Below are 23233 nucleotides of genomic sequence, written 5' to 3'. Positions count from 1 at the left end.
CGTCTAAAAATAAAATTTACATTCGAGACCTTGAGTAAGCGCTTTAAAGAAGAGGGGACTTATAACAAAGTACGTTTGATGTACTAAGATGAAGCTGGTTTCGGAAGAATCAGTAAGATGAGTTCTTGTTGGGCTCCTCAAGGAATCCGACCTAGCATTCCTAGTCATTATATGCGAGAATATCGCTATTGTTATGGGGCAGTAGATGTTCAGACAGGAGATTCCTTTTTCCTCATTGCTGGAGGATGCAATACTGAGTGGACCAATGAATTTCTACGGCAAGTCTCACAAGCTTATCCAGATGACTATATTTTACTTGTCATGGATAATGCTATATGGCATAAATCAAGTACCTTAGAGATTCCAAGTAATATTGAGTTGGCTTTTATCCCACCTTATACTCCAGAAATGAACCCTATTGAACAAGTATGGAAAGAAATTCGAAAACGAGGTTTTAAAAACAAGGCTTTCCAAACATTGGAAGCCGTCATTGATAAGCTTCAAGAAGTTATTCAAGGACTGGAAAAAAGCGTTTTAAAGTCCACTGTCAGCAGATAATGGACAAGGTTGCTTTTTGAAAATGATTGAGTATCATAATGCCCATTCTCCAATCGCAGATTGATAGCTTCAGGACGCTGTTCGATAGATTGACCAGGGGGTTAAAATTGGTGCTAGCTTGTTTCTTAAGCGCTTTTCCTTTTCTAGGATAGAGCAGATCCTGTTTTGACAATCCTAATTTTCCATGATGGATCCAGTAGTAGATGGTAGAAATTCCCACGTTAACGCCCTTAGCCTTGACCATCATTTCAGGCGAAAATTTTTGGTTATGATAGTGGAGAATCTTTTCCTTTAGTTCCTTGGTCAATCTTGATTTCTTGACCGAGCGCTTGCGATTATTTTCATAAGACTGTTGAGCATAGTCGGCAGGACTGTCCCACGCTTGATTTCATTGTGAATGGTTTGAGGAGCTTTTCCAAGTAAAGAGGCGATTTCTCTATTTGATTTCCCTTCCTTTTTCCATCGTTCGATTAAGCGACGGCTATCGATTGTCAAATGTTTGGCTTTTGTAGTATAATGGTTTTGCATTTCTGTGCCTTTCTTGTGTTTGTGATTGAACAACAAGTATAACTCAGAGGTGTTTTCTTATGCCTAGAAGAGCTTTCATTTTAATGTGATAATCGGACAAGGAGACTACTATTTCTTCAAAAAATATGTCAAAAATACTTGACACTTTATATTTAAAAGAATATAATATAGTCAAATATATACGACATAAATCAGAAAGGAGACCAGATGAATCGTGTGAAAGAATTTCGCAAGGAACTGGGCATTTCCCAGCTAGAACTAGCCAAGGATATCGGTGTCTCGAGACAGACCATCAATATGATTGAAAACGACAAGTACAATCCAACCTTGGAACTCTGTCTCAATCTCGCCCGCAGCCTCCAAACTGACCTCAACAGTCTCTTTTGGGAGGATAATTTTTAAAAAAGGAGCAAACTTATGAAAAAAGAAACCTTCACGGAAAAACTGATCAAACGCATTTATGGCATTTCAGGACCACTTGATGAACACAAACGACGCGAGGCTGATCGTATCGGCAATCAAGTCTTTATCATCCTCTTTTATCTGATGACATTTGGAAATCTCATCCCCTTTGTCCTCGCTTATAAATACCCACAAATTGTCGCTATCGGCTATCCTCTTGTGGTATTCGGCATTTCGATGATTTCTGCTCTCTATGTGCTCTCCCAAACCAAAAAAACAGGGATTACAGCTATTGATCCAGATATGCTGAGCGAGAAAGAAAGCAAGCAACTACACTACCCTGGTATGAAAGCAGGTCTACTCTATGGATTAATGAGTTTTTTTTTCAACCCCTCTTCTCCATATACTGCTAGGTGAGAGTCAGGACTATCTTCAGTCTCTTCTCACTTTTAAAAATATTTTTTCAAGTATTCTCCAATCTTTCTTCTTCGGAGTGATTATACAAATTATCATCTCCCGTCGCATTGCAAAAGCCAAGAAAAATCAGGATAATGATTAGGAGGAAACTCATGAAAAAAGAACAGAAACAGTTACGTTATCCTGGTCTGAAAGCAGGTTCGATTTATGGAACAGTGATATTTTTTATAATTCCACTCATTGATACCCTAACAAGTGAAAATCCAAATTTTATCAGTTCTCTTCTAAATACAAAACATATTTTTAAAACTATACTGGGAGCTTTCTTTTTCGGAGTGATGATACATATTGTCGACTCACTTCGTATTGCAAGAGCTAAAAAAGACCAGGATTAGGAGGTGCCTTATGAAATCACTAGTAACTTTACTTACCTATCATCTTTTGTTCAGTTCCCTGCTCATCTTCATCATCGTTTCAGGGAACTTGCCAATCAGCGAGATATTCCTCGGGCTAGTCTTTATTCCAGCACTTAACAAAGGGCTAACTTATCTAAAGATTGACTCCCAAAAAACACGCATACTCAACTTAGCACTGTACTTTATGATTCTATCTTTACCACAACTGATGCTCATCTCAAGCGGTTGGAAATATTATTTACTGCTGACTATCGCTAGCCTTTCTTCTATCACTTATCTTTATTATCTCTATCAATTCGTAAAAGAAAGTCAGTAAAACCACTCATCTAGGAGATTACTAACATGAAAAAAGAAGACTTCACCACTCGCCTACTTCGAAATCTCTTTCATATCCAAGGCCCTTTTGATGAATGACGGCAAGAGATTATCTACAAGGCTTGCGCCCGTTCCATGATCCAAATCTTTTACTCTTCCTTCATTCTCTTCCTATTCTATATTTTGTTCGGAAGCTTTATAGAAATTGTTCGAAATGTTATACCCTACATCTATTTTGGACTCATTTTTTTCATTACTTTAAAAACTCAAAGAGTCGTCAAAGAACTCCAGCTGGAAAAAGATGACAAGTCAGAAATTATCCTCAAAACCTACAGCAAAGGCCAAATCAAATTCCGAAGCTGGATTGTGTTTATCGGTATTCAGATTGGCCTCTTTACCCTACTCATCTTTCATAAAGTCTTCGTTTAGCAGATGTCCTTTTCAGATTTTGGGAAGTTGCTCGTGCAATTCGATAAAAGTGTTCCTTTCCTAATGTATGGCCTGATTATCGGTAGCATTTTTGGAACCCTGACCTACGGATTTCTATCACTACAGGAGGAGAAAACTCCTAAAAATACCAAACAGAAGGAGAAAAGCAAGCAATGACTTCACTATACGATTTTTCAGTCTTGAACCAAGACAAGCAAGAAACTCCACTAGAGACCTATCGTGGTAAGGTTCTCTTGGTTGTCAACACTTCTACTGGATGTGGTTTAACGCCCCAGTACCAAGGACTTCAAGAACTCTATGAACGCTATCAAGATCAGGGCTTCGAAATATTGGATTTCCCTTGCAATCAGTTTATGGGACAAGCACCCGGCAGCGCAGAGGAAATCAACGCCTTCTGTAGCCTACATTTTCAAACCACCTTCCCACGTTTTGCCAAGATTAAGGTCAACGGCAAAGAAGCAGATCCCCTCTATGTTTGGTTGAAAGACCAGAAATCTGGCCCACTAGGAAAACGAATCGAATGGAATTTCGCTAAATTTCTCATCGGTCGTGATGGGCAGGTCGTTGAACGCTTCTCTTCAAAAACAAACCCAAAACAAATTGAAGAGGCGATACAAAAATTACTATAATTCACAATCTCACTATGATTAGGTTTCTTTTAGCCTGATGAATAGTGAGATTTTTTGATTGGCTTTGACTTAAATAGAAAAACACCCCATGATATGAAACATGAAGTGTTGTAAAGTCTATGTTGTAGGTGCTTATTTCACATTTTCAATGTGACCAATGATGACAAATGCCATACCGAAGCTTCATATACACTAAACAAATGACTTTCTAATTATTTCAATTAGTTTTGGCTAGTAAATATCATTTCCAACAAACGCCCTCTCAATTCCTCGTCCTGACGATGCAAGATATTCATTAAGTCATGAGAATTTTTGGCATTGATGAATTGATTTAACAATCTATCTTTTAATTCATATGGAAGAGAAGCCGTCTTTAGTAGTCTAAAAACTTCGTCATTTAGGGATGTCCTTTTATTATCTTTCCATTCAAATCTAGCTGTATCATTCTTATTTGGCAATTCAATGATAGACACATTCGTTCCTTTAAAATGAATTCTATGTTTTCTATTGTTTGGAACGATACTAGAATCTCCATGTAATGTTAACTCTACCATCCCCATTTCCCAGTCGATTGATAATCTTGTTTTATATCTTTGACCATTTTGATCTTCAATCATTTCAAAAGAATGTTGTTTGCCTGGGAATACATACCAATCTACAACTTCAGGTAAATCAACACCCATACCTATCTCAGAACCAACCAAGGGAATGATGGCACCACTTTTTGCAAACACAGACATAGTCGAAATGTCTCTATAAACACTTAACTTCACACCACCTGTGTATTTTTTCTCTGAAAAGAAGTCATACCATTCACCTTCAGGGAACCATACATCCACTTTTGCAGATTGGAATGCCAAATCCATCTTTTCTACAATGGGAGCCACCATCAGTTCTGTTCCAAAAAAGTATTGATTTGGAACATTATAACTCTCATCATTCTCTGGGTAGAAATAATAGATTGGGCTGATTAATGGGGCACCTTCCTCGTGTGTCTTTACATTCATAGTGTATAGATAGGGAATCATCTGATGTCTCAAACGAAGGTATTTCTTCATAATCTTAGATGTTGTTTCTGAAAAAAACCAAGGTTCTTTACTATTGAAGGGACTTCTAGAACTATGTAATCGAGTAATCGGACTAAAAACGCCAAACTGTAGCCATCTGGTTTGTAGCTCTTCGTCATAATCCCCCAGCATGTGCCCACCGATATCATGGCTCCACCAACTATAACCGATATTAGATGCTGTCGCTGTAAAATAAGGTTGAAATCTTAAGGAATTCCAACTAATAATGGTATCTCCTGAAAAACCAACAGGGTAGCGATGACTACCAGGACCTGCATATCTTGATAAAATCAAACCACCTTCTTCATTTTTACAACTATCCTGATAGTGATAATGGTTTAAAAGCCACAGTGGATCCAACATGCCTTGTGTCCCTTGTTGCCAGTCAATCCACCAAAAATCTACTCCCTGCTTTTCTAGCTCATAATGAACATCTTTAAAGTAAGCTTCCCTAAAAGAAGGATTAAAAAAATCAAAAATAGCAGGTTCTTCTAGTTCTACATTTAACCTCAATCGTTTTGCGACTTGAGGATAAGCTTCTTCATAAGCCCGTATACCATCAGCAGGATGGACATTTAAGGAGAGTTTTAACTTTCTATCATGAAGTTGTTGCAATAACTGTTCTGGATTAGGTATTAAGTTTTTATTCCAACTATATCCTGTCCAGCCACTTCCAAAACGAGCTGGAATGTCAGTTATATGCCAATCCATATCTAACACACCGATAGATAATGGAATGTTCTCTGTTTTAAATCTGTCTATTAAATCCAAGTATTCATCCGACGTATAAGGCCAATATCTACTCCACCAATTCCCTAAAGCATATCTTGGCAACAAGGGTGTTGAACCAGTCAAATGGTAAAAGTCTCTGATTGCTCCTCTATAATCATGCCCATAGGCAAAGAAATAGAGGTCAATTTGATTTTCTCTCTCAATATAACCAGACTGTTCATCCCAAATAAATCCTTGAGAATCATCCAATAAGGCTATACCATTTCTGCTAATAATTCCATCTTCTAACGTGATTGCTCCATCTGCCTCATCCAGAGTCCGAGCTGTTCCTTTTAATGTTTCAATAGATTCACCAAAATACCAGCGACTACCATATACGGCAAAATTTCCTTTTAATTCTATAAATAGATTTTCGGCGTTAAATTCTCCCTTATTAAAGTGCAGATGAAAATAGTCCGTCATAATATCTAGTACGTTTGATGTCTCGATATAATCTAACGAAACTTGGCCAAAATCTCTATTATAGATAAGTTGTGTCGTTCTATCCTCAAAATTTCCAGTTCGAGAGTATTCTAACCTTACTAGCTTGTCTGTTAATACAGAGATTCGATAAAACTCTCCCTTAAAAATTTTCAATTTGTTGTCCTCCTTTTATGGTAGCATAAAAACAGAACGCACCATTTTTGATGCGTTTTTCATTATTCTGAATGCAATGTTCTATCTGTTATATCTATGACAAATAATAGTCAATTGAAAAAATGTAGTGGACAAAATATCTTTTAACAAACCAAGAGTTTATTAAAGAGTTATCACTTTTCAACTTTTCTAAGCTTATGCAGTTGTGAAACAAACTACTTTTAAACTATTAACTAAGATAGGATTGATAAATAATTTCAAACTCTTACTAGCAATCATACGATATTCAAGCTCGCGTGCTTTTTTCCTTCCTGCTTATTTCTTAGAACTGAAGAACCCGGATCGGTATATAAATTATCCGGATCAACATAGTCATAAGACTCATAACAGTTGCGCTTCATTAAGTCATCCCCAGAGCAAGAGCTTCATCTCGTAATTTTTCAACATCACTAACCGTAGGTCGCCATCCTTCAATCATATTTGTACTTAAAGCATACCAAACACTCTTAAAAACGGATCGGTTTTCAAAAGCTATTCCCATGATTGCCATCTTTTCTTTATCTATATCTAAGGACATATGCTACCTCCTTTAGATACATTATACCATGTTTCTCTGTAGCTTTTAAAAATTTTATTTTGTTTGTCATATCTAAGTTTTCAGCACGCTTATCCTATTTATCCGAGAATAATTAAATATCTATCTCATAAACTAGCAGTAGTTGTTAGTAATAGACCATATACCCAACAATTTGTTCTGCCATGAGTTTTTCATTTCACTAATTTCTTAAATGCTTCTAAATGACTTGTTAACACAAATGATTCAACATCAACAAGTACAATTTCTTTTTCTATCTTGAAGATATTTAAATAGTTCCAGATGTTATTTCTAAACAATTAGAAATAATCAAACAAATTAAATATTATTTCTAAATATTTGAAAATAATTACTGTTTGTATTATACTATCTTTGAGGTATCTATTATGAACTATATTAAAAGACCACATTATTTAGACTTTCTAAGAAGACATCGTGACCGACAAATCATCAAAGTTGTTAGTGGAGTTAGACGAGCTGGTAAATCTGTTCTCTTTCAACTCTATAAAGAAGAGTTACTAGCAACTGGGGTAGACGAGGATCAGATTATATCCATCAATTTCGAAGATTTGAGTTACTATGATCTGCGACATTTTCAAACATTATTCGCTTATATAAAAGAGCAGTTAGTTGGGGAGAAAACATACTATATCTTTTTAGATGAAATTCAACATGTTGAAAAATTTGAACTAGTTGCAGATAGCCTATTCATCCTACCAAATGTTGACCTCTATTTGACTGGATCAAACGCCTACTTTATGAGCAGCCAATTAGCAACAAACTTAACTGGTCGGTATGTTGAGATAGAGGTTCTTCCTTTGTCATTTGAAGAATATCTATCAGGTCAATCTCTCACAGAAAATCTGAATACAACAGAAATTTTTAACAATTATCTCTTTAGTGCTTTCCCTTACTTATTACAAACATCATCTTACGCTGAAAAAATTGACTATCTCAGAGGAATATATAACTCCATACTGTTAAATGATATTGTCACTAGATTGGGAAATCCAAATCCTACTATTATTGAGCGCATTGTCCGAACCCTTCTCAGTAGTACAGGTAGCTTAATATCAACAAATAAGATTCGTAATACCCTGGTCAGCCAAAACGTTTCAATCTCCCATAATACTTTGGAAAATTATTTGACGACTTTGACAGATAGTTTGCTTTTTTATTCCGTTCCACGTTTTGATGTAAAAGGTCGAGCATTATTGCAACGCTTAGAAAAATATTATCCCGTTGATTTAGGTTTACGACATCTCTTATTACCAGACCACAAGGAAGACATTGGGCATATCTTGGAAAATATGGTATATTTGGAATTAAGACGTAGATATTCACAAGTATATGTTGGTAATTTAGATAAATATGAGGTTGATTTTGTTGTTGTAACTGATCTTGGTCACTACGCTTATTATCAGGTCAGTGAAACAACACTTGCTCCAGAAACACTAGAAAGAGAACTTAGACCACTAGAAGCCATTAAAGATCAATTCCCAAAATATCTATTAACAATGGATACGATTCAGCCAACAGCAAATTACAATGGTATTGAGAAGAAAAATATCATAGATTGGTTACTAGAAAAATAGATAAATATAAATCATTCAGCTGACTAGATTTGCAACAGTCTGTTATCAATGATTCTACCCAAATCCTAACAAGATATAAGGAATTTAGAACATATTATCTAATACAGACACTTGAAGGATAAAATGAAATCTTTAACTTCTGGAAGAACTATTATTACTCAAAATGATGAATCTCCATAGAATTAATGAAACTATAAATCAAACGGAACTATAATGAAAAAGAGACTAAGCAATCAGGATTTAAAATCCTAAAAACGCATACTATCAGGTGTTGAATGAACTGCACCCGCATAGCGGGTGGTTTTTTTGTCTCGCACCTAACGGAGCGAGACGAACTAATAGTCACATAATCATAAGGCTGATAGTATTCATTTCACTATCAGCCTTACAGGTTATTTAACGTTTCAGAAAAACTATAATGTCAAGATTAACTAAACAGTATCTAATTCCTTCAAATAATTTTCTATCTTCATCAACATTAAAGGATTGTTATAAATCTTACATAACTCTCTTGCTTCTATATAATAATTTTTGACTTGTTCTTTGCCAAGGAATTGTGTTCCACAATTTCCAACGAGAACGAGCAGGGGAGCTAGTTGGTAACTTGTCTGTCTTTGTTTACAGAGTTCGATAGTCTCAAGAGCTTCTTGGATGGCTTCATTATATTTTTCCTTTGATACTAGGTAGTGAGCGTAATTGTAACGAACTCTGATGTAGCCAAATAAAAACTCTTGATGCTCAAAATTTTTTGTCTGATATAACTCCATCAAATGAGAGTAGTTTGCCTCATATTCTTGTTCACGACCCACTAAGGAATAGAAATTAGATAGAGTATTCAAGGCCTTTAAATAAATCAGAGTATTTGAAGAGACTTTTAATAATATATTTTCCAATGAAGAAATAGCCTCACACTTACTGTCATATTGATAGAAGTCAATAATAGATTTAATCCATTCAAGGTAAGTTCGGTCTTCTAGTGTTAGAAAAGTACTTCGTTCAATCTCTATTCTATAAAGATATTCTAAATTGTCATAATTTCTGTCATCTAATAATCGAGCAGATAATTGCTTGAAATTAGAGAGGTTAGATTTAATTTCAATTTGTTCATTAAAAAAATAATCTAATGGCACTTCGAGTCGTTGGGAGAGTTTGAACAAAAGGTCTGCGGAGGGAATAAAATGACCTCTCTCAATTTTACTAATCTGGCTTTGTTCACAAATTCCTTCTGCAAGAGTTTGTTGGGAGAGTCTCAACTCTTTTCTTTTCAATCTGAATTTCTCTGCGAGTGTATTCATTAAAGATAATAAACCTTCCTATTTGCTTAATTTCATTATAAAATTTTTAGTTCAAAATAGTAAGTTAAAGAAACAAATAATTCTTTATGGTAATAATAAGAAAAAAAGTTCAAAATGCAATAAAAACACTTGGCTAAATAAAATATATCTGTTAGAATAAAAACAAGGAAAAAGAAAGGGGTTTCATTGCATGAGAAAAAAACGTGGAATTAAAAAATTAGTTACATTTGCATTGCTAGGTGTTTTTATGTTTAGTAATACAATTCCTTACCAACAGTTTATTCAGAAGAATAGACAATTGGAGATTCGAGTGCAATCACAAAAGAAGTACAATGGTCTTGATGTTAGAAAGGCAGATTAAAGAATAATGGAATAGAATTAGTCTCTAGTATATTCGCTTTTATTATTCATTAAAAATTGTAGGGGCAAGTTTGAAAAAATAAAAGTTAGTTGATTGATTACTTCTCTAAATTTTGGGCACACTAAAAAGAGGTCTTGATACCCAACCTTTAAAATTAAAGCACCTTGAATCCGTGCTGTTGTGCAAAACGAACGGCATCTTGGACAGACATTGTCTTATCTGAATTTCTTATTTCTGTAAGACCTTGTAATCTTGGATTATAACTCTCCTGTTTTAAAAGTACGTGGTAGATGGCAACCAATAATCTGCGACAGATAGCGATGATAGCTTTTCGATGCCATATAAATAATTTTTAACATGAGGGGGCTCCCTTCATAAAATTTGAGTCTGCCTATCCCTTGACTATTCTTTCCTTTCACAAACGAGTCGCTTATTCAATTATAAGTTTACGTGCTCCTAGTCACAGTTCTTGTGCTTGATGGAAAGAATGACACCTATAAAAATGCGAGGTAGTGGCTGTACCACTCACTTATTCACCTCCCCGTGATTTGTAGTAGTGATAGGCTTTCTCACTATTATTATAAAACAAAGAGCACAACACTTTTTCATTCTGTGTTGTGCCTTGAGTGAAACGAAAGGAATGAATTATAAAAATGAAGAAAACATTTTATCGCAAATTCGGTATTTCAATTATTGCTAGTACTTTATTAGCTAGTCAGCTACCGACAGTATCTGCGTTGACTGTTATTTCAAGTACAGGCGAGGAGTATGAGGTAAGTGAAACATTACAAGAGGATCCAGGAACTAATAATTTTTCACTTCCCGATGTTTCACCGACTTATGGTCAATATTATACAAATCAGTCAGAAGTCATTATTGGCAAAAATGATTTAGTTAAGGTAAAAAATACTTTACAATATCCTTACTCTACATCAGCTTATGTAAAAGCAACATTCAAATTTAAAAATGTCGATTCAGTAGAAATAGGTACAGGTAGAGGAAGTGCTTCCTTTATCAAAGACAATGTTTTGATTACAGCAGCTCATGTCGTTTATGACCGTGAATCCAAAACAGAAGCGACTGAAGTAGAGATTATGCCTGCGGCTACTCCAGATAGTAATCCATTTGGTGAAATAAAAGTCAAAGAAGTTCGTTATTTAAAAGAATTTCGAAATACTGATCCAGATGAGCTTACTACCTATGACTTAGCAGTTTTAATTTTGGAAGAACCGATTGGCGCTCAATTGGGGACGTTAGGACTTCCAAATAATTTAGAAAATACTAAAAATCTAGATGTAACAGTTACGGGATATTCTGCTGTTAATAAGGATATTAAGCAGATGTATACTGATACAAAAACGATACTTCAAGATACAAATGATTTTTTATTCTATCAAGTAGATACTTTGCGTGGTGCAAGCGGTTCAGCAGTATATGATTCTACCAATAGGGTTGTCGGAGTTCATACCAATGGGAGTGAGGCAGAACAAATGAATTATGCTGTCAAGTTAAATGAGAAGGCTCTATCTTTCATCTACTCTGTTATTCGAGGGCATTCTATTGATGGTTGGAAATTGATTGGTGGTACTTGGTACTATTATAAGAACAGTACGAAACAAACAGGTTGGCAAAAGATAAATGACACTTGGTACTATCTAGACGCCTCCGGTAAGATGCTCACAGATTGGCAAAAAGTAAATGGGAAATGGTATTATCTGGAAACCTCTGGTTCAATGGCAACAGGTTGGAAATATGTACGAGGCAGATGGTATTACTTAGATAATAAAAATGGAGACATGAAAACCGGTTGGATAAAAGTGGGAGGAAATTGGTATTATCTCAATTCAAGTGGAGCAATGGTTACAGGTAGCCAAACTATTGATGGGAAAGTTTATAATTTCGCTTCATCTGGTGAGTGGATTTAATATTGGAGGTATATATAAATGAAACTTTTGAAAAAAACTATGCAAGCTGGACTAACAGTAATTTTCTTTGGTTTGCTAGCTACGAATACAGTATTTGCAGATAACTCTGAAGGATGGCAGTTTGTCCAAGAAAACGGTAGAACCTATTACAAAAAGGGGGACCTCAAAGAAACGGACTGGCGAGTGATTGATGGGAAGACCTATTATTTTGATTATAATGGCGAAATGGTTGTTGGTTGGCAGTACATTCCAATGCCAGTTAAAGGATATACAATTGGTCCTTACCCTAATGGTATCAGATTAGAAGGTTCCCCAATGCCAGAATGGTACTACTTTGACGAAAATGGAGTGCTACAAGAGTTTGTTGGTTGGCAAGAATTAGAGCTAAAATATTCCTTAACCGTTGGGAAAAAACATGGTGAAGGCTGGGAAGGTCCCGAAGTTCTTAAATTAGCATACTACTACTTTGATCAAGATCATTATTTAAAGACAGGTTGGCTTTATGATCAATCTAACTGGTATTACCTAGCAAAAACAGGAAATTCTGGGAATAAGAATCTTGGTGGTGAAAGACGTGTAGGTTGGATAAATGATGGTTCAGCTTGGTACTATCTAGATTCAGAAACTGGTATCATGCAAACTGGTTGGAAGCAAATTGGCAATAAGTGGTACTACCTCCGTTCATCAGGTGCAATGGCAACAGGTTGGGCTTATGTTGGTAATAACTGGTACTATCTTCGTTCATCAGGTGCAATGTCCACAGGTTGGGTGAAAGATGGTTCAATATGGTACTATCTAAATGCAAGTAATGGAGATATGAAAACAGGCTGGTTCCAAATCAATGGTAAATGGTATTATGCCTATGGTTCAGGTGCTCTAGCTGTTAATACCACAGTAGATGGTTACTACGTAAACTATAATGGTGAGTGGGTTAAGTAACGAATGCTAATCGTAACTGTAGTTGATACTTAACTTATTAAAAAGAGCTTTTTTCTACCATTTGTCAACTCTATCAATTTTTAAGAATTAAATGAGTCAAGACAGTAGCTATTCAGTATGTTTATCTACTGTAGTAGGTTGAAGAAAAACTAAGAATGAGAAAGGACGAAGTTAGTCCTTTCTTTTTTATGTGACTATACTTTCTATTCAAATGAGCTTTTAACCGATTGATTGAGCCAATCAACTCTTAAAACCAAAGAGCAATTTCTCGCTTAGCTGACTCTTCTGAATCTGAACCATGTACAACATTTTGGATAGTCTCATTTTCTCCAGCAGCTTTTGCAAAATCAACTCGAATAGTTCCTGATAAAGCTTCTTCTGGATCAGTTGCACCCATCATGGTCCGCCAAGTTTCGATTACTTCGGGATCAGAAATGATACCTACAAGAACCGGTCCTGAAGTCATAAATTCACGAATCGGTGGGTAAAAACTTTGACCAACCAAGTCCTGATAGTGCTGGTCAATTAACTCTTCTGAAAGCTGTGTACGCAACTCCAATTTTTCGATTGTAAATCCACGTTGTTCGATTCGTTTCAAGACTTCGCCTACTAATCCTCTTTTTACACCATCTGGTTTAATGATAAAAAATGTTTGTTCCATACCTGTCTCCTTTGTCAGCTTCTTTCTTTTATTTTACCACATTCCATGGAAAAATAGAGAAAGTTTTCAGAAAACAGAAAGAGAACCCGAAGGTTCTCCATTCTCTTTTATTCTACTGTTTCTTCCACAGTTTCAACGGCAGTATCCACAACTACTTCTGTTGTTTCTTCATTCCCTTCTTCCTCTACTGGAGGATTAAGGTATTCTTCTTCGTTGACAGCATGTGGTTCAAGGTTACGGTAACGAGCCATACCAGTACCTGCTGGGATGATCTTACCGATGATAACATTTTCTTTAAGTCCAAGGAGATGGTCTTTCTTACCACGGATAGCCGCGTCTGTAAGGACACGAGTTGTTTCCTGGAAGGAAGCCGCTGACAAGAAACTGTTGGTTTCAAGTGAGGCTTTGGTAATTCCCATGAGGACTGGGCGACCTGTCGCTGGAACTCCACCTGAGATAAGAACATCTTTGTTGGCATCTGTAAAGTCATTGATATCCATAAGGGTACCCATGAGAAGATCTGTGTCACCTGGATCCATGACACGAACTTTACGGATCATTTGACGAACCATTACCTCGATGTGTTTGTCACCGATTTCTACCCCTTGGCTACGGTAAACTTTTTGTACTTCACCGAGAAGATAAGTTTCAACTGACAAGACATCACGGACTGCAAGGAGACGTTTTGGTTGGATAGAACCTTCTGTAAGAGCAGCACCACGCGCTACTTGGTTCCCAACTTCAACACGCATACGAGCTGTAAATGGAACAACGTACTCACCTTCGCCAGTTTCACCTTTAACAAAGACTTTCTTGGTACGAGTTGATGCATCTTCTTCGATAGCGGTAACTTGTCCTTTAACCTCTGTGATAACCGCTTCCCCTTTAGGATTGCGGGCTTCAAAGATTTCTTGGACACGAGGAAGACCCTGAGTGATATCGGTATTTGAGGCAACCCCACCCGTGTGGAAGGTACGCATTGTAAGCTGTGTACCAGGTTCCCCGATAGATTGGGCAGCGATTGTTCCAACTGCTTCACCAACTTCAACCGCATCACCAGTCGCCAAGTTGATACCATAACAGTGACGGCAGACACCGTGACGAGTGTTACATGTAAATACAGAGCGGATAGTCACTTCTTCCACACCAGCATTGACAATTTCACGCGCCTTGTCTTCTGTAATCAACTCATTTGGACCGATAATAACTGCACCAGTTTCTGGATGTTTAACAGTTTTCTTAGTGTAACGACCATTGAGACGCTCTTCGAGAGACTCGATCATCTCTTTTCCTTCTGCGATAGAACGGATCAAGAGACCACGGTCTGTTCCACAGTCGTCCTCACGGATGATAACGTCTTGGGCAACGTCAACCAAACGACGAGTCAAGTAACCTGAGTCGGCTGTCTTAAGGGCCGTATCGGTCATACCTTTACGGGCACCGTGAGTTGAGAAGAACATTTCGAGTACTGACAAACCTTCGCGGAAGTTTGAAAGGATTGGCAATTCCATGATACGTCCGTTCGGAGCAGCCATCAGACCACGCATACCGGCAAGCTGTGAGAAGTTTGAGATGTTACCACGGGCTCCAGAGTCCATCATCATAACGATTGGGTTCTTAGGATCTTGGTTGGCAATCAAGCGTTTCTCAAGTTTTTCACGGGCAGCACGCCATTCAGCTGTAACGGCATTGTAACGCTCGTCGTCCGTGATCATACCACGACGGAATTGTTTTGTGATCTGTTCTACACGTTTATGTGATTCTTCAATGATTTCAGCCTTGTCATCAACGACTGGGATATCGGCAATACCCACTGTCAATCCTGCAAGAGTTGAGTGGTGGTAACCGAGATTCTTCATACGGTCAAGTAGGGCAGAAGTTTCTGTCGTACGGAAACGTTTGAAGATTTCAGCGATGATATTTCCAAGGTTTTTCTTCTTGAATGGAGGGTTGAGTTCAAGATTACTGATAGCTTCCTTGATATCTCCACTAAGTGGCAAGAAGTATTTAGCTGGAACGCCTTCTGTCAAGTTGGCATTGTTTGGTTCTTGCAAGTATGGTAACCCCTCTGGCATAATATCGTTGAAGAGGATTTTACCAACGGTTGTAAGCAAGACCTTGTGTTTTTGCTCTTCTGTCCATGGTTTGTTAAGGCTATCTGTTGCGATACCAACACGTGAGTGAAGGTGAACATAACCATTACGGTAAGCCATAACCGCTTCGTCACGGTCTTTGAAGACCATTCCTTCACCTTCACGACCAGCTTCTTCCATAGTCAAGTAGTAGTTACCCAAAACCATGTCCTGAGATGGAGTAACAACTGGTTTACCATCTTTCGGGTTCAAGATATGCTCAGCAGCGAGCATCAAAATACGAGCTTCTGCTTGGGCTTCTTCTGAAAGCGGTACGTGGATGGCCATTTGGTCCCCGTCAAAGTCGGCATTGTAGGCTTCACAGACAAGTGGGTGCAAGCGAAGGGCCTTACCATCAATCAAGACTGGCTCAAAGGCTTGGATACCCAAACGGTGAAGGGTCGGTGCGCGGTTCAAAAGCACTGGGTGTTCTTTAATCACTTCTTCAAGGATATCCCAGATACGCTCATCTCCGCGTTCCACCAAGCGTTTAGCTGCTTTGACGTTTTGCACGATATCACGGGCAACGATTTCACGCATGACGAATGGTTTAAAGAGCTCAATTGCCATTTCACGTGGCACACCACATTGGTACATCTTAAGAGTTGGACCAACGGCGATAACGGAACGTCCTGAGAAGTCAACACGTTTACCGAGCAAGTTTTGACGGAAGCGTCCTTGTTTCCCTTTAAGCATGTGGCTCAATGATTTCAGCGGACGGCTACCTGGTCCTGTGATTGGACGACCACGACGACCATTGTCAATCAAAGCATCAACCGCTTCTTGAAGCATACGCTTCTCATTTTGAACGATGATACCAGGCGCATTCAACTCAAGCAAACGAGCCAAACGGTTGTTACGGTTGATAACACGGCGGTAAAGGTCATTCAAGTCAGATGAGGCAAAACGGCCACCATCCAACTGCAACATTGGACGAAGATCTGGTGGGATAACCGGAAGGATGTTAAAAATCATCCATTCAGGTTTGTTTCCAGACTTGTAAAAGGCATCCAAAACATCCAAACGACGGATGGCTTTGACACGTTTTTGTCCAGTAGCTGTTTTCAATTCTTCTTTGAGTTCAGCAATTTCTTTTTCAAGATCTACTTGCTTCAAAAGGTCTTGGATGGCTTCGGCACCCATCTTGGCAACAAATGAACCATAACCATATTCACGCAAGCGCTCTCGGTATTCGCGCTCTGTCATGATAGACTTGTGCTCCAGTGGTGTATCCTTAGGATCAATCACCACATAAGCCGCAAAGTAGATCACTTCCTCGAGGGCACGAGGGCTCATATCAAGGGTCAAGCCCATACGGCTTGGAATCCCCTTGAAGTACCAGATGTGAGATACAGGAGCTTTCAACTCGATGTGCCCCATACGCTCACGACGAACTTTTGTACGCGTTACTTCAACCCCACAACGGTCACAAACAATTCCTCTGTAACGAATGCGTTTGTACTTACCACAAGCACATTCCCAGTCTTTTGTAGGACCAAAGATAACTTCATCAAAGAGTCCTTCACGTTCTGGTTTCAAGGTACGGTAATTGATTGTTTCAGGTTTTTTGACTTCTCCATAAGACCATGAACGGACTTTGCTTGGAGAAGCTAGGGTGATTTGCATACTTTTAAAACGATTTACATCAACCACTATTTCTTCCCTTTCTATTCTAAGTGAACTGCTTATTCTTATTCAGCAGCTTCTTCTGTTGCTTCCGCTTTTGTTGCTTTCTCTGCTTCTTCAGCTTCAAAGGCTGCTTTAGCCTCTTGGGCTGCTTTTTCGCGGGCTTTTTCAAGGTCATCTACGTGGATGACATCTTCGTCCATTCCTTCATCCAAGTCGCGAAGTTCCACTTCTTGGTCATCTTCGTCTAGGACACGCATGTCAAGACCAAGAGATTGTAATTCTTTGACAAGAACTCGGAAGGATTCTGGAACACCTGGTTTTGGAATTGGTTTTCCTTTTGTAATGGCTTCATAAGCTTTCAAACGTCCGTTGATATCGTCAGACTTGTAAGTCAAGATTTCTTGAAGGACATTTGATGCACCATAGGCTTCAAGAGCCCAAACCTCCATCTCACCGAAACGTTGTCCACCAAACTGAGCTTTACCTCCAAGTGGTTGTTGGGTAACAGTTGAGTAAGGTCCGACAGAACGCGCGTGCAATTTATCGTCAACCATGTGGTGGAGTTTGATCATGTACATGACTCCGACAGAAACACGGTTATCAAACGGTTCACCAGTACGTCCATCGTAAAGGATTGTCTTGGCATCGCTATCCATACCAGCTTCTTTAACAGTTGACCAAAGGTCTTCAGAACTTGCTCCATCAAAGACTGGTGTTGCGATGTGGATACCAAGAGTACGGGCTGCCATACCAAGGTGGAGCTCCATAACCTGACCGATATTCATACGTGATGGTACCCCAAGTGGGTTCAACATGATGTCGACTGGAGTTCCGTCTGGAAGGTAAGGCATGTCTTCTACAGGAACGATACGAGAGACAACCCCTTTGTTTCCGTGACGTCCGGCCATCTTATCTCCGACCTTAATCTTACGTTTTTGAGCGATGTAGACGCGAACCAACATGTTAACACCTGATTGCAATTCATCTCCATTTGCACGTGTAAAGATCTTAACATCACGAACGACACCATCGGCACCGTGTGGTACACGAAGAGAAGTGTCACGTACTTCACGAGATTTGTCTCCGAAGATAGCGTGCAAGAGACGTTCTTCAGCTGAAAGGTCCTTCTCACCCTTAGGTGTTACTTTACCTACAAGGATATCGCCTTCTTTAACCTCAGCACCGATACGGATAATACCCATTTCGTCAAGATCTTTAAGGGCATCTTCACCTACGTTTGGAATTTCACGAGTGATTTCTTCAGGCCCAAGCTTTGTATCGCGTGTTTCTGATTCGTATTCTTCAAGGTGGACAGATGTGTAGACATCGTCTTTAACCAAGCGTTCGCTCATGATAACGGCATCCTCGAAGTTGTAACCTTCCCATGTCATGTAGGCAACGATTGGGTTTTGTCCAAGTGCCATTTCTCCATTTTCCATAGAAGGTCCGTCAGCTATGAAATCACCTTTTTCAACGGCATCGCCAACTTTTACGAGAGTGCGTTGGTTGTAAGCAGTACCTGAGTTTGAACGACGGAATTTTTGGATGTGGTAAACGTCCAATGAAGCATCTTCACGACGAACTTCTACCTTGTCAGCATCTGCGTAAGTAACTTTACCGTCATACTGAGCAATCACAGCAGCACCAGAATCGTGGGCTGCTTGGTATTCCATACCAGTACCAACGTAAGGTGCCTGAGGATTGATCAATGGCACAGCCTGACGTTGCATGTTGGCTCCCATGAGGGCACGGTTGGAGTCATCGTTTTCCAAGAAAGGAATACATGCTGTCGCAACGGCAACTACCTGTTTTGGTGATACGTCCATATAGTCAACAACATTAGCTGGATACTCTTGGTTGACCCCTTGGTGACGTCCCATGACAATCTTCTCAGCAAAGGTTCCGTCTTCATTCAGACGAGAATTAGCCTGTGCTACAGTAAATTCATCTTCTTCATCGGCTGTCAACCAAACGATTTCGTTTGTAACAACACCTGTTTCACGGTCAACCTTACGGTATGGTGTTTGAACAAAACCATACTTGTTCAAGTGTCCGTAAGATGACAAGTTATTGATCAAACCGATGTTAGGTCCTTCAGGTGTCTCGATTGGACACATACGACCATAGTGAGTGTAGTGCACGTCACGTACTTCATATCCAGCACGGTCACGTGTCAAACCACCAGGTCCTAAGGCTGACAAACGGCGTTTGTGAGACAACTCAGAAAGTGGGTTGTGTTGGTCCATGAACTGTGACAACTGTGATGAACCAAAGAATTCTTTCACCGCAGCTGTTACAGGACGGATATTGATAATTTGTTGTGGTGTCAAGACTTCGTTATCTTGAACAGACATACGTTCACGGACATTACGTTCCATACGAGAAAGTCCCAAACGTACTTGGTTGGCAAGCAATTCACCAACCGCACGGATACGACGGTTCCCAAGGTGGTCGATATCATCTACACGGCCAAGTCCTTCAGCCAAGTTGAGGAAGTAGCTCATCTCAGCAAGGATATCTGCAGGAGTAACGATACGAACCTTGTCATCTGGATTGGCATTACCAATGATGGTTACGACACGGTCTGGATCCGTTGGAGCAACAACCTTGAATTTTTGAAGAACAACTGGCTCAGTCACAACGGCTGCATCATTTGGAATATAAACAATCTTGTTCAAGTCACCATCCAAATGGCTTTCAATGCTTTCAATCACACTACGAGTCATAACAGTTCCAGCTTCTACCAAGATTTCTCCAGTTTCAGGGTCTACCAATGGCTCTGCAATGGTTTGGTTAAGCAAGCGTGTTTTAACATTGAGCTTTTTATTGATTTTGTAACGACCAACTGCTGCTAGGTCATAGCGACGTGGGTCAAAGAAGCGAGCTACAAGCAAGCTACGTGAGCTTTCAGCAGTCTTAGGTTCACCTGGACGAAGGCGTTCGTAGATTTCTTTCAAGGCTTCGTCTGTACGAGAATCCATTGGGTTCTTGTGGATATCTTTTTCAACAGTGTTGCGAACCAATTCGCTATCACCAAAAATATCAAAGATTTCATCATCTCCTGAAAAACCAAGCGCACGAACCAAGGTCGTAAATGGAATCTTACGAGTACGGTCGATACGAGTGTAGGCAATATCTTTTGAGTCGCTTTCAAGTTCCAACCAAGCTCCACGGTTAGGGATAACCGTTGAACCGTAGCCCACTTTACCATTTTTATCAACTTTATCGTTAAAGTAAACACCTGGTGAGCGGACCAACTGAGATACGATGATACGTTCACCACCATTGATGATGAAGGTACCCATTTCTGTCATGATTGGGAAATCACCAAAGAAAACTTCTTGGGTTTTGATTTCGCCTGTTTCTTTATTGATCAAGCGGAAGGTTACAAAAATTGGTGCTGAGTAGCTAGCATCGTGAATACGAGCTTCTTCTAGCGTATATTTGGGTTCCTTGATTTCATATCCAACAAATTCCAACTCCATTGTGTCTGTGAAGTTTGAAATTGGCAATACATCTTCAAACACTTCCTTAAGACCGTGGTCTAGGAAATCTTTGAATGAGTCAGTTTGAATTTCAATCAAATTTGGTAAGTCAAGAACTTCTTTGATTCTTGAAAAACTACGACGGGTACGATGTTTCCCGTATTGAACGTCATGTCCTGCCAAGATGATTCTCCTTTGTAAATAAGTTCCAAGCCTTGTCAATCAGGCTTTCTAATCGTCATATGGTTGTAAAACCCCTATCACCGTGTCCCTTTGATGAATTTTCAGAATTTTTAAGTCTTTATTACAAGTACTCAAAATCCTGAAAAAAAGCACAAAAAGAGCAGCTAAATCTGACTTTTTCAGAAGATTTAACTGCTGTGAGCCTTGTCTGGACAATATTTCAGACAAAACCTACGACAAATGATTATTTATATTATACCCTAATTAGCTAGATTTTTCAAGGGGATTCAGTAGATTTTTGGTAATCTTTTTCCCATAGAAAACTTAGCATTACATTCGAATCACACTATGGTACAAAAAACTGAAAAAGCTATTGACTGAAAATCATTTTCAAGGTATAATAAGAAACGTTAAGGCGGTATAGCCAAGTGGTAAGGCACGGCTCTGCAAAAGCTTGATCGTCGGTTCAAATCCGTCTACCGCCTTTCAATACCGAATTTATCGGAATTTATCAAGACAAAAAGCCCGTAAATTAGGGCTTTTTTATTTTTTTCTTCGGATAAATACGGATAATTTTGAAAAACTTTTGGGGCAAAGTTCTTTCCATGACATAATTCCCTCATGAAATCAACTGAAAAAAGCTTCGTCACGTATGGTGACAAAAGCCTCTAGTTTACTCTGTTTCTTCTTCTATTTCGACTTCTGTAATTTGGACTTTTACCTTGGTAACACGTCCATTTTTCACTTTATCATTGGTTAAGATAAGTTGTTTGTTTTGGCTGACCAATTCATAACTGAGTTTCTCAGTCGTTGGAATGGTTCCAATTCCTGTCAAATAATAACCAGCGATGGTATCAACGTCATCACTTTCCAGTTCAACATCAAAGTAATTATTGAAATCATTGAGAGTCATAGTTCCTTGAACAATGTAGGTATCCTCACCAATCTGATGAACATCTATTGCTGCCTTGTCCGTTTCATCATCAATTTCACCAACAATTTCCTCTAAGAGGTCTTCCAAAGTCACCAAACCAGCCATCCCACCGTATTCATCCAGCAAGATTGCCATTTGTCTTTGGGTATTTCGCAATTCTTTTAGCAAATCATCCACAAAAATAGTTTCAGGTACAAAAAGTGGATCTTGTAAGATTTTCTTCCATACAATATTGTCAAAACCGTCCACAAAACCAGCCTTAAGAAGACTCTTGGTGTGAATGATTCCAATCACATTGTCCTTATCCCCATCGTAAACTGGTATACGGGAAAAGTTTTGTTTTAAAATACTTTGGATAATGGCTTGACTATCATCCTGAATATCCACCATAAAGGCATCCGTCCGAGGAACCATAACCTCTCGTGCCATTAATTCATCGAGCGAAAAGACACCTTGTAGCATCTCAATCTCATCAGCATCCAATGTTTCTTCACTATTTGTCAGCATATAGGCAATTTCATCACGGGTCATCTTTTCATCCGCATCATCGAATGACATAGGAGTCAAATGGCTCAAGAAATTGGTCGAAGCAGCTAAAAGCCAAACAAAAGGACTGACTAGTTTTCCGATCCCAATGATAACCGGCGCTGTACGAATTGCCAAGGCATCCTTTAGATTAAGAGCGATTCTCTTAGGATATAATTCCCCAAAAACGATGGAAATATAGGTCAAAAATGCTAAGGATAGAAAAGTTGCCACGGCTTGTGCTGTTTCGCCATTCCCAAGCCAAGAGGCAATCACACGTCCTAGAGTATCAGCCAAACTCGCCCCTGATAAGATCGTAATCAGGGTAATCCCTACTTGAATGGTTGATAAAAAGTGATTAGGATTTTCTAGTACCTTCAGCAGACGAATATAGCGTCTATCTCCTTCTTCTGCCTTTTGTTCAACACGTGCACGGTTTAGTGACACCATGGCCATTTCTGTGGCTGAGAAAAAGGAATTTAATACCGTCAAGATAAACAATAAAACAAATTGTAGCAACAAATTCTGACTACTTGGGTCTTCCATAGTTCTTCTCCTAAAATAGTATCTTATCTTTTATTATATCACAAAATTTAATCCAATACATATTATTTTTTTCTTAGCGTAACTTCTCAAAGTAACTTCCATCTCTCTCCCAAAACTGGAAGTTAGTTTTAGAAGTTACCATTTTTTCTTAGTACCTACTCTAGCCCTACTTAAACTAGAAAAAAGAACTCCTACATCCATAAGTGATATAGGAGTTTATCTTATCTTTTACTGATACTCTTCGAAAATCTCTTCAAACCACGTCAGCTTTATCTGCA

Annotated in this window: 15 protein-coding genes, 1 tRNA gene and 5 pseudogenes; 12 read left to right on the top strand and 9 right to left on the bottom strand. The window is 38.8% G+C overall.

Annotated features, from left to right (window positions below):
* Positions 1 to 558 (top strand): annotated as a pseudogene (locus HT701_RS01875) (IS630 family transposase); the annotation flags it as partial.
* 32 nt (positions 559 to 590) lie between these two features.
* Here HT701_RS01875 and HT701_RS01870 read toward each other — a convergent pair.
* A pseudogene (locus HT701_RS01870) lies at positions 591 to 1086 on the bottom strand (IS30 family transposase); the annotation flags it as partial.
* 207 nt (positions 1087 to 1293) lie between these two features.
* Between HT701_RS01870 and HT701_RS01865 the strand changes: the two are divergent.
* The 6 genes and pseudogenes from HT701_RS01865 (at position 1294) to HT701_RS01840 (ending at position 3715) form a co-directional block, all read left to right on the top strand.
* Positions 1294 to 1488 carry a helix-turn-helix transcriptional regulator gene (locus tag HT701_RS01865; RefSeq protein ID WP_001082471.1) on the top strand — a complete coding sequence of 65 codons (195 nt, stop codon included), beginning with the start codon at positions 1294 to 1296 and terminating at the stop codon, positions 1486 to 1488.
* A gap of 15 nt (positions 1489 to 1503) precedes the next feature.
* Positions 1504 to 2047, top strand: a pseudogene (locus tag HT701_RS01860) (DUF3278 domain-containing protein).
* 10 nt (positions 2048 to 2057) lie between these two features.
* Positions 2058 to 2300, top strand: a complete 243-nt coding sequence (locus HT701_RS01855; RefSeq protein ID WP_000712156.1) for a hypothetical protein — start codon at positions 2058 to 2060, stop codon at positions 2298 to 2300.
* Positions 2301 to 2310: 10 nt separating this feature from the next.
* Positions 2311 to 2637 carry a hypothetical protein gene (locus HT701_RS01850; RefSeq protein ID WP_000839388.1) on the top strand — a complete coding sequence of 109 codons (327 nt, stop codon included), beginning with the start codon at positions 2311 to 2313 and terminating at the stop codon, positions 2635 to 2637.
* A 26-nt stretch (positions 2638 to 2663) separates the two neighbouring features.
* A pseudogene (locus HT701_RS01845) lies at positions 2664 to 3242 on the top strand (DUF3278 domain-containing protein).
* Complete coding sequence (locus HT701_RS01840) at positions 3239 to 3715, top strand: glutathione peroxidase (protein WP_172931158.1); 477 nt, start codon at positions 3239 to 3241, stop codon at positions 3713 to 3715. Before HT701_RS01845 ends, HT701_RS01840 begins: the two are co-directional and overlap by 4 nt.
* Before the next feature lie 221 nt (positions 3716 to 3936).
* Here HT701_RS01840 and HT701_RS01835 read toward each other — a convergent pair whose 3' ends face one another.
* Entirely contained in the window at positions 3937 to 6150 is a 2214-nt protein-coding gene (locus HT701_RS01835; protein ID WP_172931157.1) for a TIM-barrel domain-containing protein, read from the bottom strand.
* 400 nt (positions 6151 to 6550) lie between these two features.
* On the bottom strand, positions 6551 to 6727 hold the full coding sequence (locus tag HT701_RS01830; protein ID WP_000050747.1) for a hypothetical protein: 177 nt from the start codon (positions 6725 to 6727) through the stop codon (positions 6551 to 6553).
* Between the two features lie 404 nt (positions 6728 to 7131).
* Between HT701_RS01830 and HT701_RS01825 the strand changes: the two genes are divergently transcribed.
* Complete coding sequence (locus HT701_RS01825; protein ID WP_119920161.1) at positions 7132 to 8340, top strand: ATP-binding protein; 1209 nt, start codon at positions 7132 to 7134, stop codon at positions 8338 to 8340.
* 431 nt (positions 8341 to 8771) lie between these two features.
* Here the strand turns inward: HT701_RS01825 and HT701_RS01820 are convergent, their stop codons facing one another.
* Positions 8772 to 9635, bottom strand: coding sequence for a helix-turn-helix transcriptional regulator (locus HT701_RS01820; RefSeq protein WP_172931156.1), 864 nt, complete (start codon positions 9633 to 9635; stop codon positions 8772 to 8774).
* A gap of 190 nt (positions 9636 to 9825) precedes the next feature.
* Here HT701_RS01820 and HT701_RS11720 point away from each other — a divergent pair, with 190 nt between their 5' ends.
* Positions 9826 to 9996, top strand: a complete 171-nt coding sequence (locus tag HT701_RS11720) for a PhrA family quorum-sensing system peptide (RefSeq protein WP_001227866.1) — start codon at positions 9826 to 9828, stop codon at positions 9994 to 9996.
* A gap of 154 nt (positions 9997 to 10150) precedes the next feature.
* Here the strand turns inward: HT701_RS11720 and HT701_RS11715 are convergent.
* A pseudogene (locus HT701_RS11715) lies at positions 10151 to 10333 on the bottom strand (IS110 family transposase); the annotation flags it as partial.
* Positions 10334 to 10979: 646 nt separating this feature from the next.
* Here HT701_RS11715 and HT701_RS01815 point away from each other — a divergent pair.
* The gene (locus HT701_RS01815) at positions 10980 to 11921 is read left to right on the top strand and encodes a serine protease (protein WP_237701468.1); all 942 of its coding nucleotides are present in this window, start codon (positions 10980 to 10982) and stop codon (positions 11919 to 11921) included.
* An 18-nt stretch (positions 11922 to 11939) separates the two neighbouring features.
* Positions 11940 to 12860: an N-acetylmuramoyl-L-alanine amidase family protein gene (locus HT701_RS01810; RefSeq protein WP_000771127.1), complete on the top strand. Its 921-nt coding sequence runs from the start codon at positions 11940 to 11942 to the stop codon at positions 12858 to 12860.
* 247 nt (positions 12861 to 13107) lie between these two features.
* On the opposite strand, the gene ndk is transcribed toward HT701_RS01810, so the two are convergent.
* The 3 genes from ndk to rpoB form a co-directional block, all read right to left on the bottom strand.
* On the bottom strand, positions 13108 to 13521 hold the full coding sequence (gene ndk / locus HT701_RS01805; RefSeq protein ID WP_172931155.1) for a nucleoside-diphosphate kinase: 414 nt from the start codon (positions 13519 to 13521) through the stop codon (positions 13108 to 13110).
* Positions 13522 to 13628: 107 nt separating this feature from the next.
* A complete protein-coding gene (gene rpoC / locus HT701_RS01800; protein ID WP_172931154.1) occupies positions 13629 to 17306 on the bottom strand; it encodes a DNA-directed RNA polymerase subunit beta' in 3678 nt (1225 codons plus the stop codon).
* A gap of 38 nt (positions 17307 to 17344) precedes the next feature.
* Complete coding sequence (gene rpoB / locus HT701_RS01795; RefSeq protein ID WP_172931153.1) at positions 17345 to 20950, bottom strand: DNA-directed RNA polymerase subunit beta; 3606 nt, start codon at positions 20948 to 20950, stop codon at positions 17345 to 17347.
* 414 nt (positions 20951 to 21364) lie between these two features.
* Here rpoB and HT701_RS01790 point away from each other — a divergent pair.
* A tRNA-Cys gene (locus HT701_RS01790) sits at positions 21365 to 21435 on the top strand.
* A gap of 188 nt (positions 21436 to 21623) precedes the next feature.
* Here the strand turns inward: HT701_RS01790 and HT701_RS01785 are convergent.
* Positions 21624 to 22955 carry a hemolysin family protein gene (locus HT701_RS01785; RefSeq protein WP_138705408.1) on the bottom strand — a complete coding sequence of 444 codons (1332 nt, stop codon included), beginning with the start codon at positions 22953 to 22955 and terminating at the stop codon, positions 21624 to 21626.
* Positions 22956 to 23233: the final 278 nt, after the last annotated feature.

The sequence above is a fragment of the Streptococcus sp. 10824 genome (assembly GCF_013276595.1).
GTDB lineage: Bacteria > Bacillota > Bacilli > Lactobacillales > Streptococcaceae > Streptococcus > Streptococcus pseudopneumoniae.
The sequence above is the reverse complement of the archived record's forward strand: the minus strand, read 5'-3'. Positions and strand labels throughout refer to the sequence as shown.